The sequence below is a fragment of the Nocardioides dongkuii genome (genome assembly GCF_014127485.1).
GTDB lineage: Bacteria > Actinomycetota > Actinomycetes > Propionibacteriales > Nocardioidaceae > Nocardioides > Nocardioides dongkuii.
This window is the reverse complement of sequence record NZ_CP059903.1, coordinates 2,418,045-2,434,181: the sequence shown is the minus strand read 5'-3', so window position 1 is coordinate 2,434,181 and position 16,137 is coordinate 2,418,045. Positions and strand designations below refer to the sequence as shown.

Annotated in this window: 15 protein-coding genes; 9 read left to right on the top strand and 6 right to left on the bottom strand. The window is 73.5% G+C overall.

Annotated features, from left to right (window positions below):
* Positions 1–295: 295 nt before the first annotated feature.
* Both H4O22_RS11740 and H4O22_RS11735 read right to left on the bottom strand, forming a co-directional pair.
* Positions 296–1,375 carry an IS110 family RNA-guided transposase gene (locus H4O22_RS11740; RefSeq protein ID WP_182523591.1) on the bottom strand — a complete coding sequence of 360 codons (1,080 nt, stop codon included), beginning with the start codon at positions 1,373–1,375 and terminating at the stop codon, positions 296–298.
* Positions 1,376–1,889: 514 nt separating this feature from the next.
* Entirely contained in the window at positions 1,890–3,131 is a 1,242-nt protein-coding gene (locus H4O22_RS11735; RefSeq protein ID WP_182523590.1) for an alpha/beta hydrolase, read from the bottom strand.
* Positions 3,132–3,213: 82 nt separating this feature from the next.
* Between H4O22_RS11735 and H4O22_RS11730 the strand changes: the two genes are divergently transcribed.
* A complete protein-coding gene (locus H4O22_RS11730) occupies positions 3,214–4,680 on the top strand; it encodes a WS/DGAT/MGAT family O-acyltransferase (RefSeq protein ID WP_182523589.1) in 1,467 nt (488 codons plus the stop codon).
* Here the strand turns inward: H4O22_RS11730 and H4O22_RS11725 are convergent.
* Positions 4,677–5,591, bottom strand: a complete 915-nt coding sequence (locus H4O22_RS11725; protein ID WP_182523588.1) for an alpha/beta fold hydrolase — start codon at positions 5,589–5,591, stop codon at positions 4,677–4,679. The genes H4O22_RS11730 and H4O22_RS11725 overlap by 4 nt on opposite strands.
* Positions 5,592–5,681: 90 nt before the next feature.
* Here H4O22_RS11725 and H4O22_RS11720 point away from each other — a divergent pair, with 90 nt between their 5' ends.
* From H4O22_RS11720 to H4O22_RS11700, 5 genes are read left to right on the top strand one after another with little or no spacing between them, the layout of a single operon-like run.
* Complete coding sequence (locus H4O22_RS11720; RefSeq protein WP_182523587.1) at positions 5,682–7,898, top strand: acyl-CoA dehydrogenase family protein; 2,217 nt, start codon at positions 5,682–5,684, stop codon at positions 7,896–7,898.
* Positions 7,895–8,410, top strand: coding sequence for an FAS1-like dehydratase domain-containing protein (locus H4O22_RS11715; protein WP_182523586.1), 516 nt, complete (start codon positions 7,895–7,897; stop codon positions 8,408–8,410). Before H4O22_RS11720 ends, H4O22_RS11715 begins: the two co-directional genes overlap by 4 nt.
* Positions 8,407–8,820: a Zn-ribbon domain-containing OB-fold protein gene (locus H4O22_RS11710; protein WP_244962936.1), complete on the top strand. Its 414-nt coding sequence runs from the start codon at positions 8,407–8,409 to the stop codon at positions 8,818–8,820. Before H4O22_RS11715 ends, H4O22_RS11710 begins: the two co-directional genes overlap by 4 nt.
* The gene (locus H4O22_RS11705; RefSeq protein ID WP_182523585.1) at positions 8,817–9,194 is read left to right on the top strand and encodes a MaoC family dehydratase; all 378 of its coding nucleotides are present in this window, start codon (positions 8,817–8,819) and stop codon (positions 9,192–9,194) included. Before H4O22_RS11710 ends, H4O22_RS11705 begins: the two co-directional genes overlap by 4 nt.
* Positions 9,191–10,357 (top strand): lipid-transfer protein, encoded by a 1,167-nt coding sequence (locus H4O22_RS11700; RefSeq protein WP_182523584.1) that lies wholly within the window; start codon positions 9,191–9,193, stop codon positions 10,355–10,357. Before H4O22_RS11705 ends, H4O22_RS11700 begins: the two co-directional genes overlap by 4 nt.
* A 12-nt stretch (positions 10,358–10,369) precedes the next feature.
* Here the strand turns inward: H4O22_RS11700 and H4O22_RS11695 are convergent, their stop codons facing one another.
* The 3 genes from H4O22_RS11695 to H4O22_RS11685 all read right to left on the bottom strand — a co-directional run bounded on the left by H4O22_RS11695 (position 10,370) and on the right by H4O22_RS11685 (position 13,261).
* Positions 10,370–11,560 carry a hypothetical protein gene (locus H4O22_RS11695; RefSeq protein ID WP_182523583.1) on the bottom strand — a complete coding sequence of 397 codons (1,191 nt, stop codon included), beginning with the start codon at positions 11,558–11,560 and terminating at the stop codon, positions 10,370–10,372.
* Positions 11,557–12,072, bottom strand: coding sequence for a SigE family RNA polymerase sigma factor (locus H4O22_RS11690; RefSeq protein ID WP_182523582.1), 516 nt, complete (start codon positions 12,070–12,072; stop codon positions 11,557–11,559). Before H4O22_RS11690 ends, H4O22_RS11695 begins: the two co-directional genes overlap by 4 nt.
* Positions 12,073–12,136: 64 nt before the next feature.
* The gene (locus tag H4O22_RS11685; protein ID WP_182523581.1) at positions 12,137–13,261 is read right to left on the bottom strand and encodes a right-handed parallel beta-helix repeat-containing protein; all 1,125 of its coding nucleotides are present in this window, start codon (positions 13,259–13,261) and stop codon (positions 12,137–12,139) included.
* 172 nt (positions 13,262–13,433) lie between these two features.
* On the opposite strand from H4O22_RS11685, the gene H4O22_RS11680 reads away from it, so the two are divergent.
* From H4O22_RS11680 to H4O22_RS11670, 3 genes are all read left to right on the top strand, one after another.
* Positions 13,434–14,657, top strand: coding sequence for a DUF480 domain-containing protein (locus H4O22_RS11680; protein ID WP_220451148.1), 1,224 nt, complete (start codon positions 13,434–13,436; stop codon positions 14,655–14,657).
* A gap of 195 nt (positions 14,658–14,852) precedes the next feature.
* On the top strand, positions 14,853–15,698 hold the full coding sequence (locus H4O22_RS11675) for a sigma-70 family RNA polymerase sigma factor (RefSeq protein WP_182523580.1): 846 nt from the start codon (positions 14,853–14,855) through the stop codon (positions 15,696–15,698).
* 73 nt (positions 15,699–15,771) lie between these two features.
* Complete coding sequence (locus tag H4O22_RS11670; protein ID WP_182523579.1) at positions 15,772–16,008, top strand: hypothetical protein; 237 nt, start codon at positions 15,772–15,774, stop codon at positions 16,006–16,008.
* The last annotated feature ends 129 nt before the right edge of the window (positions 16,009–16,137 follow it).

Sequence of the window (16,137 nt, the reverse complement as noted above, 5' to 3'; positions counted from 1 at the left end):
GACAGCGATCGCCGGTGGTCGAGCAGCGAGGAGCGCCAGCGACGAGCGTTGTCGAGACCCCCGCAGGGTGGCTGGGGCTTGGATCGGCATCGTAGGTCGGGTGACGGGGTCTCGACATCGCTCAGGCGCCGGGGCGCCTTCGCTGCTCGACCACCGGGAACGGCGCCAGGGCGCCTTTCGCTGCTCGACCTCCGGTGGTCGAGCAGCGAGGAGCGCTAGCGACGAGCGTTGTCGAGACCCCCGCAGGGTGGCTGAGGCCTGGATCACCGTCGTACGTCGGCTCACCGGGACGCTCCTATGTTGCGTCAAGGGGTGATGGTGGGTTCTCGAGGCGTCGGTAGAGGTCGCGGGCGATGTAGCGCTTGAGGCATCGGCGGATCTCGCGGGGGTTCTTGCCTTCGGTGGTGCGGCGGGCGGTGTAGTCGCGGGTGGGTTGGTGGCAGCGTTGCCGGGTGATGGCGATGGTGTGCAGGGCGCGGTTGAGTTGTCGGTCGCCGTAGCGGTTGAGGCGGTAGCGGTTGGTGGTTTGGCCGGAGTTGGCGGGGATGGGTGCGGCGCCGGCGAGCATCGCGAAGGCTGCTTCGGAGTGGATGCGGCCGGGGTGGGACCAGGCGCACAGCACGATCGCGGCGGTGATCGGTCCGATTCCGGGTTGGTCGAGGAGGTCTGGGCGCCATGACTTCACGATGGCGGTGATGGTCTTCTCGTAGTCGTCGGCCTCGGCCTGCAGGTGTTGGCTGCGGCGGGCCAGGGTCCGCAGTGTGGTCACGGTCGTGGTGGTCTCGAGGTCCCAGGTGGTGTGGGTGCGCATCGCGGCGGCGGTGCGGATCATCGTTTTCAGTTGCTGGCCTCGGAAGCGGCTCCGGATCTGTTCGGGGGCGGCGATGATCAGGGCGAACAGTTGCCGTTGCGCATCGCCGGCTGCCTGGATCGCTGAGCGTCGTGCGGTCACCAGGACGGCCAGGGCTTGGCGGTCGCCACCGGTGCGTGGGGTGCCGAGTCGGGGTCGGGCTAGGGCCTCGCGGGCGGCGCGGATCGCGTCGAGGGGGTCGGACTTCGCGCCGTTGCGGCGCTTGGCCCGCACGGGCCGGTCGAGCTCGATGACGACCTCGCTGCGCTCGCTGAGGGTTCGGGTCAGGCCGGCGCCGTGGCTGCCGGTTCCCTCGATCGCCCAGGCACGCAGGGCGGCGTGACGCTCGGTGAACTCGATGAGCTCGGCGTAGCCCTCGCAGGTGGCCTCGACGGTGATCTCACCGAGCACTCCACCGGTACGGGCATCGACGACGGCAGCCGAGTGGGTGTGCACGTGGGTGTCGACGCCGATGACGACGTCGACTACCTCCCGCAGGTCGATCGAGTCAGTCAGACTGGTCATGCGTTCTCTCCTTGCCGGACGGGGACGTGGTTCCGGTCCGGGACGGAGAATCGGCAGGACTGTGATGAGACACGTCGGGCGCCGCTAACGCCAGGCGGTCAAGCTCCTGATCAGGCCAGCTCCTCCGACCTGGGCCGGGGCCGACGACCACGAGCGGACAAGTCCCGAGGAAGGCACCTCTAAGTCCCCAAGGACTCGCAGGGCCAGTCTCGACAGGGGTCACACCCGCGGCCGTCGTACCCACAGCCCATCAGTGATCAGGGCTGCAAGGAAAGACTCACAGTCTCGACATCGCTCAGGCGCCAGGGCGCCTTCGCTGCTCGACCACCGGAACGGCGCCGGGGCGAGGAGCGCTAGCGACGAGCGTTGTCGAGACCCCCGCAGGGTGGCTGGGGCCTGGATCACCGTCGTACGTCGGCTCACCGGGTCTCGACATCGCTCAGGCGCCGGGGCGCCTTCGCTGCTCGACCACCGGAACGGCGCCAGGGCGCCTTCGCTGCTCGACCACCGGTGGTCAGGCGGACTGCTGCTCGCGGCGGTACTGGTTCCAGTGCCAGTGCAGGTAGCGGTCGATCGCGCGGACGACGTGCGAGCTCCGGATCGACGGGAAGACGTCGAAGGCGTGCTGGGCCCCGGGGAGCTCGGAGTAGACGACGGTGCGCTTGGAGACCTGGCGCAGCTTCTCCACGAAGAGCCGGGCCTGGTCGACGCCGACGAGGCTGTCCAGCGCTCCGTGCAGCACGAAGAAGTCCGGCGCGTCCGGGGTGATCCGCAGGATGGGGGAGGCGTCCTCGAACGCGTCCGGGTCCTCGGACCAGCGCTTCCTCAGCACGCGCGGCGCGAGGAACGAGTCACGCATCAGCTCCGCGCTGCGCAGGCCGGTCGACCCGGCGAAGTCGTACACGCCGTAGTGCGGCACGGCGACCTGGACGGTGGTGTCGACGTCCTCGAAGCCGGGCTGGTACGCCGGGTCGTTCGGCGTCAGCGCGGCGAGCGCGACCAGGTGGCCGCCCGCGGAGCCGCCCGTGATCGCGATGTAGTCGGGGTCGCCGCCGTGCTCGGCGATGTGCTCGCGGATCCAGCCGATCGCCTTCTTCACGTCGATCACCTGGGCCGGGAACGGGTCGCGCGGCGCCAGCCGGTAGTTGATCGAGACGCAGACCCAGCCCTTCGCGGCCAGGTGCTGCATGAGCGGGATGCCCTGCTGCTCCTTGGTGCCGATGGTCCAGGCGCCGCCGTGCACGTGCAGCAGCACGGGCGCGCCGCCCTCGGGGACGCCCGCGGCCGGGGTGTAGATGTCGAGCAGCCCGCGCCGGCCGTGCCGCTCGTCGTACACGACGTTCTTCTCGACCCGGACCTCCGGGTTGCGCATCCGGAACGGGTTGACCAGGCGGCGCCACGGGACGGCGAGGTCGGCGGGGGTCGGGGCGGCGTCGAGCTGGCCGACGTAGTCGAGCCCGAGCGCCTCGGTCAGCGACTCCTCCGCCTGGTCGCCCACCCGGCGCGCCTGCCCGATCAGGAACGCGAGGCCGGCGAGGTTCGCGGCGGCGAGGGCGAGCCCGAGCCGGCTGCGGTCCCGGCCACGCGCGAGGTGCGTGGCCGTGTCGGCGGCGGTCAGCGCGAGCACGTGGGGGGCGAGCTCGCCGATCAGCCAGGCGGGGAAGAATGCTGGAATGCCGGTGCGGAAGCCCGGAACGGGGCGGATCGCATTGGCGGTCAGGGCGGCGGTGACGACCTGTCGACGCAGGAAGGACATGGCCTTCAGGCTAGTCGGAACCCGAGCCGCTCTGGCTCGTTGAGACCAAGAACATGTTCTCGTTCTGAGCGAAAGTAGACACATGGAACGCCTCTCCGGGCTCGACGCGAGCTTCCTGTACCTCGAGACGCCCGCCCAGCTGATGCACGTCTGCGGGGTCATCGTGCTCGACCCCAGCACCATCCCGGGCGGCTACAGCTTCGCGGGCATGCAGGCCGCGATCGACGAGCGCGTGCGCGACGTCCCGGCGTTCACGCGCAAGCTCCGCCGGGTGCCCCTGGGCCTGGACCACCCGGTCTGGGTCCGCGACCGGCAGTTCGACATCGAGCGGCACGTGCACCGGCTCGCGCTGCCCGCGCCCGGCGGCTACCGCGAGCTGATGGACCTGACGGGGCACCTCGCCGGCCTGCCGCTCGACCGCTCGCGGCCGCTGTGGGAGATGTGGGTGATCGAGGGGTACGACGGGCGCGGCCGCGACGAGCAGGACCACGTGGTGATCTTCTCCAAGATGCACCACGCGACCGTCGACGGGATCTCCGGCGCGAACCTCATCTCCCACCTGTGCAGCCTGGAGCCGGACGCGGAGCCGCTGAAGCTGGGGGACGCCGGCACCTTCGGCCACCACCCCAGCCACCTCGAGCTCCTCGGCCGCGGCGTCGTCGCCAACGCCACCAAGCCGCTGCTGGCGGCGCGGCTGCTCGCGCCGTCGGTGTCCCTGGTGACCCGCACCGTCGAGCGGGCGTTGAGCGGCACCGCGATGGCGGCGCCGCTGACCGCGCCGCGGACCTCGTTCAACGGCACGATCACCGGGCACCGCGCGATCGGCCTCGCCGACCTCGACCTCGACGACATCAAGGCGGTCAAGCGCGCCACCGGGACCACGGTGAACGACGTCGTGCTGGCCGTCGCCGGCGGTGCGCTGCGCGGCTACCTCGAGGACCGCGACGAGCTGCCCGAGGACTCGCTGCTCGCGACCGTCCCGATCTCGGTGCGGGAGTCCTCGCGCCGCTCCAGCGGCGCGAACAAGGTCTCGGCGCTGTTCACGACCCTCGGCACCGACGAGGAGGACCCGCTGGTCCGGCTCACCGAGATGGCGGAGCGGAACAGGAACGCCAAGGAGCACGCCGACGCGATCAGCGCCGACGCCCTCCAGGACTGGGCGGAGTTCGCCGCGCCCCGCACGTTCGGCCTGGCGGTGCGCGCGTACGCCGGCCTCCGGCTGGCCGAGCGGCACCCCGTGGTGCACAACCTGGTGATCTCCAACGTCCCGGGCCCCCCGGTGCCGCTGTACTTCAACGGCGCGCTGATCGAGTCGCTGACCCCGCTCGGCCCGGTCTTCCACGGCGCCGGCGTCAACATCACGGTGATGTCGAACAACGGGAACGTGCACGTCGGCGTCATCGCCTGTCGCGAGTCGATGCCGGACGTCGACGACCTCGTGCAGCGCTTCCCCGCGGAGCTGGCGGCGCTGCGGGAGGCGGTGTCGGCCCACGGCGGCGCGACCCCGATCGACGGTGCCCGCGCCCGTGCCGAGGAGCGGCAGGCCTAGGAGACCTTCGGGCGGCGGTCCCGCCGGCGCGCCTGCACGGTCACCACCGCCTCGACCGCAGCGGGGACGAAGCGCTCCGCTGCGAGCACGCAGGCCGCGTGGCCGGCGTCGACCTCGTGCGTCGTCGCGCCCGGGATCGCCCGGGCGAGCGCCACCTGCCGCGAGGACGGGATGATGCGGTCGCGGGAGGTCACCACGACCGCGGTCGGGACGTCGATCCGCCCGAGCCACGGCCGGGAGTGGTGCCGGCCCAGGGCGGCGAGGGCCTGGCCGACCGCCCACGGGCTGGTGCTGCGGAACTCGTGCATCGCCCAGTCGTGGACGTCGTGGGGCTCCAGCGCCAGCGCCCGGGCCGCCGACCGCGTCGCGCGCACCGCGGTCCGGGACCGGGAGAGCTGGCGGGTGGCGAGCATGCTGATCCCCATGCCGGCGAAGAACGCGCGCTCGGCCGCGTTCACCTGGAAGCGGTCGCTGGTCGCGGCCAGCACCAGTCCGCCGACCCGGTCCGGGTGCTGGCGCCAGACCCGCTGGGCGACGATCCCGCCCATCGAGTAGCCGGCCACGATCACCTGCTCCAGCTCCAGGACGTCGAGCAGGGCGGCGACGTCGTCCGCGCAGTCGCGCAGGGAGAAGTCCTCGCTGCGGATGCCGCGCCCGTGCCAGCGCTGGTCGAGCGTCACCACCCGGAAGCGGCGGGCCAGCGGCTCCACGGCCGGGTACCAGGTCAGCAGCCCGGTGCAGCCCAGCGCGTGCAGCAGCACGACGGTCGGGGCCCCCGGGGTGGGTCCCGGGGTGTCGGTGACGTACGTCGAGCCGCGGCCCGGCAGCTCGACCATCCGGCCGGCGGGGATCCGCGCCCAGGGCAGGTAGACGCTGCGGCGCAGGGCGCGGCGCGGTGAGATCGGTGCCATGGTGCTCCCCCCTCGACGGCTGTGCCGGTTCAGGGTAGAACACGTTACAGTTTCGGGAGTTCCCGACGTGCGGGAAGGTGAGGAGACGGCGTGAGCTCGGACGGTTTCACCCAGGCGGACCCGGACCGCGCCGACGCGGTCGAGGCGGTCCGCGCGGTCGTGCGCGAGGCGCTGGACCGGTCGGCGAACTGGTCGGACCTGGCTGCCGCAGGCCTGCTCGGCCTGCCGGTGCCGGAGGCCCACGGCGGCGAGGGGCTTGGCCTCGAAGAGGTCGCCGTGCTGCTCCGCGAGACCGGCGCGCGCGCCGTCCACCTCCCGGTCTGGGAGACCCTCTGCTGCGGCGTGCTCACGGTCGCGGCCGCCGGCACCGAGGGGCAGCAGGCCGAGCTCCTCCCCGGCGTCGTCACCGGCGACGTGGTCCTGACCCCCGCGCTCCGCGAGCCGGGCGCCGGCCTCGCGCCGCGCCCCGCCACGACGTACGACGAGGACGGCGGGCAGGGCACCGTCTCCGGCCGCAAGGTCGGGGTCTCGTACGCCGAGGACGCCACCCGCCTGCTGGTGACCGCCACCCACGGCGACCGGGCCGTGGTCGCTCTCGTCGACCCCAGCGGCCCCGGCGTCACGCTGCTGCCCTCGACGTCCTCGACCAAGGAGCCCCAGCACACCGTCGTGCTCGACGGCGCGCCCGCCGAGCTGCTCGGCGGCCCCGACGACGCCGACGCGGCCCGGGTGCTGCGCGAGCACGCCGTCGCCGGCCTGGCGCTGCTGGCCGGCGGCCTGGTGACCGGCGCCCGCGACCTGACCGCGGAGTACGTCCGCAACCGCGAGCAGTTCGGCCGGGTGCTGGCGCAGTTCCAGGCGGTCGCGATGCAGGTCGCCGACGTCTACATCGCCTCGCGCACCCTCGACCTCGCCGCGGCCAACGCCGCGTGGCGGGTCGGGCAGGGCATCGACGCCACCGACGACCTCGCCGTCGCGGCGCACTGGGTGACCACCGAGGCCCCCGCGGCGCTGCGCACCTGCCACCACCTGCACGGCGGGATGGGCGTCGACATCACCTACCCGCTGCACCGCTACTTCTCCTGGGTCACCGACATCGTGCACGCCCTCGGCACCCGCGCCGAGGACGTCGCGGTCGAGGACCCGGCGGCCAAGAACCTCGAGCTCAGCAAGGCCCAGCGCGACCTCAAGGCCGAGCTCCGCGCGTACTTCGGCGGCATGGCCGACGAGAACGAGCACCGCGACATGGGCCTGGACCGCCACGGCGAGACCTACCAGCGGATCGTGCGCCAGATGGGCTCCGACGGCTGGATGGGCGTCGGCTGGCCGAAGGAGTACGGCGGCCACGGGCTCGGCGAGGTCGAGCAGACGATCTTCGCCAACGAGGCCCAGTACTCCGACGTGCACCTGCCGGCGGTGACGCTGCAGACCGTCGGCCCGACCCTGATCCGCTACGGCACGCCGAAGCAGAAGGACCTGTTCCTCAAGCGGATCCTCGAGGGCGACGTGCACTTCGCCATCGGCTACAGCGAGCCCGACGCCGGCACCGACCTGGCCTCGCTGCGCACCAGCGCCCGCCGCGACGGCGACCACTACGTCGTCAACGGCCAGAAGCTCTGGACGACCGGCGGGCACCAGGCCGACTACGTCTGGCTGGCGGTCCGCACCGATCCCGACGCCCCGAAGCACAAGGGCATCTCGATCCTCATCGTCGACACCACCGACCCCGGCTACTCCTTCACCCCGATCATCACCGCCGACGGCGCGCACCACGTCAACGCGACGTACTACAACGACGTGCGGGTGCCCGCCGACATGCTGGTCGGCGAGGAGAACCAGGGCTGGAAGCTGATCACCACCCAGCTCAACCACGAGCGCGTGATGCTCGGCCCCGCCGGCCGGATCGAGGGGCTGCGCGACCGGGTCGCGGAGTGGGCGGCGAAGGCCGGGGTGCTCGACCGGCCCGACGTGCGCCAGGTGATGGGGCGGGTGACCGCGGTGTTCCGCGTCAACGAGCTCCTCAACTGGGAGGTGGCGCGCGCCGGTGCGTCCGGCGAGGTCTCGGTGGGCGACGCGTCGTCCTCCAAGGTGTTCGCCGCCGACCAGGTGCAGCACCTCGCGGCCGACCTCGTCGGCCTCGTGCACCGGTACGGCGACCCCGCGGACCCCGCGACCGACCACCTGCTGGCCTACCTCGACGCCCAAGCCAAGCGGAACCTGGTGCTGACCTTCGGCGGCGGGGTCCAGGAGGTCCAGCGCGAGCTGATCGCGATGTTCGGCCTCGGCCTGCCGCGGGTGCCCCGATGAGCGCCCCGACCAACGAGACCGACGTGCGCCACGAGCAGATCATGGCCGAGGCCGAGCGGATCAAGGCGCTCGGCGAGGCCGCCGAGCGCGAGGCCCGCGACCCGGTGAACCAGCCGACGATCAACGCCTGGCTCGACGCCATGGACTACCAGAACCCGCGCTTCGCCGCCGGGGAGGCGCCGCCCTCGATGGCGCAGGTCTGGACGATGTACGGCCTGCGCGGCCGGCCGCCCGCCGACGACCCGCTGCACGGGATGATGGGGGTGCTGACCGACGCCGGCTACACCGCCGTCCTCGGCACCAACTGCGAGCAGACCTACGAGCGCACGCTCCAGGTCGGCGAGCAGGTCCGGGTCACCACCGCCCTCGACTCCGTCGTCGGGCCGAAGACCACCGGGATGGGCGTCGGCTACTTCGTCACCTCCCGCAGCACCTGGTACGTCGGCGACGAGGTCGTGGCCACGATGCTCTTCCGGGTCCTGAAGTTCGCCCCGAAGGGGGCGGTCTCGTGACGGTCCGGCCGATGGTCAACCGCGACTCGCAGTTCTTCTGGGACGGCACCGCCGCCGGGGAGCTGCGGATCCAGCACTGCCCGTCCTGCGAGGCGCTGCGCTTCCCGCCCGGCCCGTCCTGCCCGCGCTGCGGTGCCTTCGACCAGGGGTACGTCGTGGCCGCCGGCACCGGCACCGTCTTCTCCTACGTCGTGCACCGGCACCCGCCGGTGCCCGGCAAGGAGCTGCCGATCGTGCTCGCGCTCGTCGACCTCGACGAGGGCGTCCGGATGGTCGGCGAGGTGGCCGACGCCGTCGGTCCGGACGGCCAGCCGGAGATCGAGATCGGGACCCGGCTGCGGGTGGACTTCCACCGCGTCGACGACGACCTGACGCTGCCCGTGTGGCGGCTCGAGGAGGAGCAGCGATGAACGCCGGCGACACCATCCCCGCCTGGGAGCTGCCGCTCACGCCGACGCTGGTGGTGAGCACCGCGATCGCGACCCGCGACTTCCAGGACGTCCACCACGACCGCGACATCGCGCAGGCCGCGGGCTCCAAGGACATCTTCGTGAACATCCTGACCTCGACCGCGCTGGTCGAGAAGTACGTCGTGGACTGGGCCGGCGCCGACACCGACGTCGCGGGCATCGCGATCCGGCTCGGCGCCCCGGCGTACCCCTACGACACGCTGACCTTCCGCGGGGAGGTCGAGTCGGTCGAGGACGGCATCGCCACGCTCAAGGTCATCGGCTCGGTCTCGCTGGGCGACCACGTCATCGGCACCGTCCGGGTGCGCGCATGAGCGGCCTCTCGCGCCGCGCGGCGATCGCCGGCATCGGCGCCACCGAGTTCTCCAAGGCGTCCGGCCGCTCGGAGCTGCAGCTCTCGGTCGAGGCCGTGCGGCACGCGCTCGACGACTGCGGCCTGACCGTCGCCGACGTCGACGGGCTCACGACGTTCACGATGGACACCTCCTCGGAGATCGCGGTCGCGCGCGAGCTCGGGATGGCCGAGCTGCGGTTCTTCAGCCGGATCAACTACGGCGGCGGCGCGGCGTGCGCGACGGTGCAGCAGGCCGCGATGGCGGTCGCCACGGGCGTCGCGGACGTCGTGGTCTGCTACCGCGGCTTCAACGAGCGCTCGGGGAACCGGTTCGGCCAGTTCTCGACCGACGCCGCGACCCAGGTCAACACCAACGGCCTCGACAACGCCTGGACCTACCCGATGGGCCTCGGCACGCCCGCGGCCACCGTGGCGATGCAGGCGCGGCGCTACATGCACGAGTACGGCGTGACCTCGGAGGACTTCGGCCGGGTCGCGGTCGCCGACCGCCGGCACGCCGCGACCAACCCGCACGCGTTCTTCCACGGCAAGCCGATCACGCTCGAGGACCACCAGGCCTCGCGGATGATCGCCGACCCGCTGCACCTGCTCGACTGCTGCCAGGAGTCGGACGGGGCGGTCGCGCTGGTCGTCACCTCCGCCGAGCGGGCGCGCGACCTGCGCCAGCCCCCGGCGTACGTCGTGGCGGCGGCGCAGGGGAGCGGCGCCGACCAGTTCGTGATGACGTCGTACTACCGCGACGACATCGGCATCCCCGAGATGGGCGTCGTGGGCCGCGAGCTGTGGCGGCAGTCCGGCCTCGGGCCGCAGGACATGCGGATGGGCATCCTCTACGACCACTTCACGCCGTACGTCCTGATGCAGCTCGAGGAGCTCGGGTTCTGCGGCCGCGGCGAGGCTCGCGACTTCGTGGCCGACGGCCGGATCGAGGTGGACGGCGCGTTCCCGCTGAACACCCACGGTGGCCAGCTCGGCGAGGCCTACATCCACGGGATGAACGGCATCGCCGAGGCGGTCCGCCAGGTCCGCGGCACCTCGGTCAACCCGGTCGACGGCGTCGAGCACCTGGTGGTCACCGCCGGCACCGGCGTGCCGACCAGCGGGCTGGTGCTCGGCGCCTGAGCGCCGGGCGGGTCAGTCCGCCAGTCGCAGTGGCACGTCGAGGCCGACCTCGTCGGCGGCCAGGTCGAGGACTGTCTCGCACACGCCGTCCGCCAGGTCGCAGCTGACGACCTGCCAGCGCCGGGGCTCGGCAGACACCGGGCCCCGGTAGCGGGCCAGCACGAAGTGGACCGACCCGGCGCCGAAGGCGGCCTGCTCGATCCGGTCGCCCGCGGGCAGGCGGGGGAGGTCGAGCGGGACGCTGCCCCCGTTGACGGCGTCGTGGACCTGCCAGTCCGCCGGGTCGTCGGTGCCGTCGCCGACCCCGTCCCGCCGCTGGGACAGGACGTAGCGCCCGTCGGCCGAGACCGCGGCCGCGCCGCCGCCGGGGACCGACGTCACCGGGCCGTCCGCGTCGCCGTACTCCAGGGTCATGTCGCCGGGGTCCTTGGACCTGGTGACGATGGTGCCGTCCGCCGCACCGACGACCCAGCGGTCGGCGTACGGCGACTCCCGCAGCGGCTCGCCGGGCTCCCAGACCAGGTCGCCTCCGGGCGTCCGCACCCACACGGTCTCGCCGTCGACCGCGGTCGCCGTGGCGGTGGTGACCCACGCGTCGTCCGCGGGGGCCTCGTCGGGGAGCGGCTGCCGGGTCAGCTCGCGGTCCTCGACCGTGTCGTGGACGACGAGCTCGGGGGTCTCGCCGGAGGGGTCGACCCACGCCGCCCATCCCGAGGACAGGGAGCCGGCGACGACGCCCCGCTCCGGGGCGGCCTCCCCGATCCGGCGGGTGCGGCCGAGGGAGTCGGCGTGCACGACGTCGCCCTCGAGGTCGACGTAGACCACGCCGTACGCCTCGCCCTCGGCCACCGCGGCGTGCGAGGCGATGAACGCCTCGATCTCGTCCGCGGCGTCGTTGCGGACCGTGGTGCGGTCGAGGTGGAGGACGTCGTCGGCGGCCCAGGAGACGTCGACCGGGTTGTCGACGACCGGACCCTCGGGGCCCAGCGGCCGGACCTCCCGCGGGTCGTCGTCCTGGGCGACGACGACGACCGCGAGGACGGCGGCGGCGGCGAGCCCCACGACGACCCCACCGACGACCCCACGGACGACGCCGCGGCGACGTCGTCCTGCGCGGGCCGCGACGGCGTCGACCGGGGCGGGGCCGACCGGGATCCGGGGCCACTCGGTGCGGAAGAGCTCGGCGACCTGCTGCTCGTTCATCGGGACTCCTCGCTGAGGTGGCGGCGCTCGATCGAGGCCAGCGCCCGGGACACGCGGCTCTTGACGGTGCCGACGGCGACGCCCAGTGCCTCGGCGGTCTGGGCCTCGGTGAGGTCGGCGCCGAACCGGAGTACCAGCACGGCGCGGTGGTCGGCGGAGAGCCCGGACAGCGCGGACACCAGGGCGGAGCGCTCGGCGACCGTCGTGTCCAGGCCGATCCCACCGTGCCGCGGCTCGGGCTCCGGGAGCGTGTCGGTGGGCTGCTCGCCCCACCAGCGCCGACGTCGGCTGGTCGACCAGCAGTTCAGGAGGGTCCGGTAGACGTAGGCGTCGACGTCGTCGGCAGCACGGACGCGGTCCCACGACCGCAGGCACCGGGCCAGTGCGGTCTGGGCGACGTCCTCGGCCTCGTGGGGGTCGCAGCCCAGGGACACCAGGGTCCGCACCAGGTCGCCCCACCGGGCGCGCATGTAGGCGGCGAAGTCCTCGTCGGGAGGCCGGGGGTCACTCATGCCCACTAGACGCCCGACACCGCCAGGAAGGTTCCCACGGTCCTCGGCTCCTCGGAGCGGTCGGTCAGCGACCGCCGGCGCGGTCGCCCGGGCCGAGGTCGAACCAGAGCTCGCCGCGGTAGCGGTTGTTCGCCGAGTCGAAGGTGCCGTCGACCCACCCGACGTACCAGCCGGCGGAGATGGTGTTGTCGCGCAGCGTGAGGATCCTCGGGGTGCAGCCGCCGTAGCAGCCGAAGCCGAAGGAGTGGGCGCCGGTGAGGCGGACCCGGTTGCGCTCGGCGACGGTGCCGTTCACCGGGCCCCACACCTGGGCGCCGCCGCGCGTCATCAGGAACGTCCCCTCGTCGAGGCGGCTGGAGACGCGGTTGCGGAGGTAGCGGGTGCCGGACGTGCGGGAGCCGCCGAGCTCGGTGAAGGCGAGGTTGTCCACCGCGCGGTTGTGGTCCACGCGGGTGCCGACGGCCTGGTAGACCTCGACGGCCGCGCCGTCCTCGCCGTAGTCGGGCGACGGGGCGCGGTGGCCGGTGATCAGGTTGCGGGTGACCCGGGCGTGGTCGCCGTTGATGTCGACGCCCTGGGCGCCGTGGTCGTCGTCCCCGCCGGTGGTGCCGGGCGCCATCAGGTCGTTGTCGTGGAGCCGGCTGTGGCTGACCAGCGCGTGGTCGGCGCCCTCGCGGACCCAGACGCCCCGGACGCTGCCGGTCGCCCGGGCGTCGGTGACGGTGTCGTGGTCGCCGTCGACCACGAAGCCGGCCTCGCCGCAGCGCAGGGCGGCGACGCGCGACACGACGACCCAGTCGCCGGCGAGCCGGACGCAGGGGTTCTGGCCGGCGACGGCCGGACGCCGTCCGCGGCCGTAGTCGGTCACGGTGATCGGCGCGCCCCGGGTGCCGGACGCCCGCAGGTCCAAGGCGCCGATGTGGGTGCGGCCGGCGCGCAGCCGGACGGTGTCGCCCGGGCGGAGCGCGGCGGAGCCGACCTTCGCCAGGGTGCGCCAGGGCTGGGCCTTGCTCCCCGCGGCGTCGTCGGAGCCGCGGGCCGGGTCGACGAAGAACGTGCGGTCCCCGGACGCGGCGCTCTCGGCGACGGCCTGGGTCGGCGCGGCGAGGGTGACGCCGACGGTCGCGGCGAGGGTGGCGAGCAGGAGAGCGGGTACGGCGGCTCGGGGGGACCGCAGGGGGGAGTGCATGACCGAGTCATCGGCCCCGCGGCGGCCGTCCTGAGCACCCTGGGGGGTATGTGAAGGGAGCCTCAAGGTGGGCGATCGAGTTCAGAGGCATCGGGATCACCGTCTCGCGCAGGGGATACCTCCCAGGGTATGTCGGCACACCACGTCGAGCCGGGGCCCTAGGGTTCGGGTCGTGACCGACCTCCCCGTGCTGGACGCCGAGGAGCAGCGCGTGCTCGGCGCGCTGCTCGAGAAGCAGCGGACCGTCCCCGCGTCGTACCCCCTCACGCTCGGCGCGCTGCGCACGGCCTGCAACCAGACCTCGAGCCGCGACCCGGTCGCCGACTACGACGAGCAGACCGTCGAGCAGGTCGCTCGCCGGCTCAAGGACCGCGGCCTGCTGCGGATCGTCTGGTCGGCCACCGGGCGGCGCACGCTGAAGTACCACCAGGCTCTCGCCGAGGTGCTGGAGCTCGAGGAGGACGAGCGGGCGCTGCTGACCGTGCTGCTGCTCCGCGGCCCGCAGGCGCCCGGCGAGCTGCGCACCCGCACCGAGCGGCTGCACGAGTTCGCGGACCGCGCCGAGGTCGAGGCCTGCCTGGCCCGGATGGCCGAGCGCGGGCTGGTCGTCCAGCAGCCGCGACAGGCCGGCCAGCACGACCCGCGGTGGGCGCACCTGCTCGGGGACGCTCCTGCTCCCGTGGGCGCCGCCGTCGCGGACCCCGCGTCCGCGGTGGACCGCGAGACGCCGCTGGCCGACGGCGCCGCGGCGCGGGACGACCGGGTGCGGGCCACGTACGGCGCCGTCGCCGCGACGTACGCCGAGCGGTTCGCCGACGAGCTCGACGGGCAGCCGTTCGAGCGCTGGCTGCTGGACCGGGTGGCCGCCCACGCCACGGGTGCGGACGGCGGCCCGGTGGTCGAGGTCGGCTGCGGGCCGGGCCGGGTCACGGCGTACCTCGCCGCGGCGGGCGTGGACGCCCGCGGGCTGGACCTCACCCCCGAGATGGTCGAGCAGGCCCGGGCGCTGCACCCCGGGGTCCGGTACGACGTCGGCGACCTGCGGCGGCTGATGCGGCCCGAGAACGCCACCGGCTGGCGCGCCGTCCTCGCGTGGTACTCCCTGATCCACCTCGCCGAGTCCGAGCTCCCCGACGCGCTCGCCGCCCTGGTGCGCCCGCTCGACACCGACGGGTGGCTCGTGGTCGCCGTGCAGGCCGGCGCCGGGGTGCGGCGGATGACGAGCTGGTTCGACGCCGAGGTGCCGCCGCTCGACTTCGTGCAGCACGACCCGGCCGCGGTCGTGGCGCTCGTCGAGGCGGCGGGGCTCGTCGACGTCGAGTGGTACCACCGCGGTCCCCTCACCGCGCGCGGTGAGACCACCTCCCGGCTGTACGTCGTCGGCCGCAAGGCCTGAGTCGGGCCCGGATCCGGCCGCGCGCCGGCGGGGAGGATTCACCGGTCGACCGGTGAATCTGACGCTTGACCGACGGAGTTTCGTCGGTCAAGCGGAAGGTCCGTCGGTCCAGTACGGCGACCCGCGGCCGCGCGGTCACACCCGGCCCGCCTCGAACGTCAGCAGGACGACGGAGCGAGTGGGAGGGTGACCGGCGTGGGACAGACGGAGGACTTCGAGGCCGAGCGGCCACGCCTGGTGGCGATCGCCGGCCGGGTGCTCGGTGACCGGGCGGAGGCGGAGGACGTCGTGCAGCAGGCGTGGCTGCGCCTGCACGGCACGGACGCCGAGATCGAGAGCCTCCCGGCTTGGCTCACCACGGTGACCACCCGGCTGTGCCTGGACCGGCTGCGGTCCCGTACGCCGGTGCCCGTCGAGGAGGTCGAGGAGCTCGGGCCGGGGGACACGGTCCCGGACCCGGCCGACGACGTCGCGCTCGCCGACACCGTCGGTCTCGCGCTGCACGTGGTGCTCGACCGGCTCTCCCCGCGGGAGCGGGTGGCCTTCGTGCTCCACGACAGCTTCGGCTTCGAGTTCCCCACCATCGCGGCCGTCCTCGACACCACCCCGGCCGCGGCCCGCAAGCTCGCCTCGCGGGCCCGGGCGAAGGTCGCCCAGCCCGTGCCGGAGGACCGGCTGGCGGACTGGGAGGTGGTCGACGCCTTCATGGCGGCAGCCAGGAACGGCGACTTCGACCGGCTGCTGCGCCTGCTGGCGCCGGACGCCGTGGTGTCCGCGGACGACGCCGCGATCGCCGCCGGCACCCCTCGGCAGATCGAGGGCCGCGACGAGGTGGCGACGTTCTTCAACGGCAGCGCCCAGGCGGCGCTCCCGGTCTTCGTCGGCGACCGGCCGGCCACCGCCTGGTTCCACCTCGGCGAGGCGCGGGTCGTCTTCGACTTCAGCGTCGGCGACGGGCTGGTTCGCGCGATCACGTTCCGCGCCGCGCCCGACGTCCTCGCGCAGGTGGTACGCCGGGACGGCGGCCGGCCGCGCGGCTGACGCCGGTCACACCCGGCCCGCCCCATTCGTCAGCACCATGAACCCAGAGAAGCCACACCCGGAGGAGGGCACCATGAAGACCATGACCTGCCGCCAGCTCGGCGGACCCTGCGAGCTCGCGCACCGTGGGGAGACCGCTGACGACGTGATCGCCGCCCAGGACCAGCACCTCAAGGACGCCGAGAAGGCCGGCGACGCGACCCACCAGGAGGCCCGCGACGCGATGAAGGGCCGCTGGCGGCACCCCAAGAAGTCGCTGGGCTGGTACCGCGACATGAAGCAGGCCTTCGCCGACCTGCCGGAGGGCTGACGCGCGACGGCCCATGCCGCCGTGCGGGCGCAATCCCGCCGTGCCGAGGAGCGTTCCGCCCCGCGACGCCCGATCACGCGCCCCATCTCCGCGCGAGATAACGTTGACATGGATGTGATGCTGACCGAC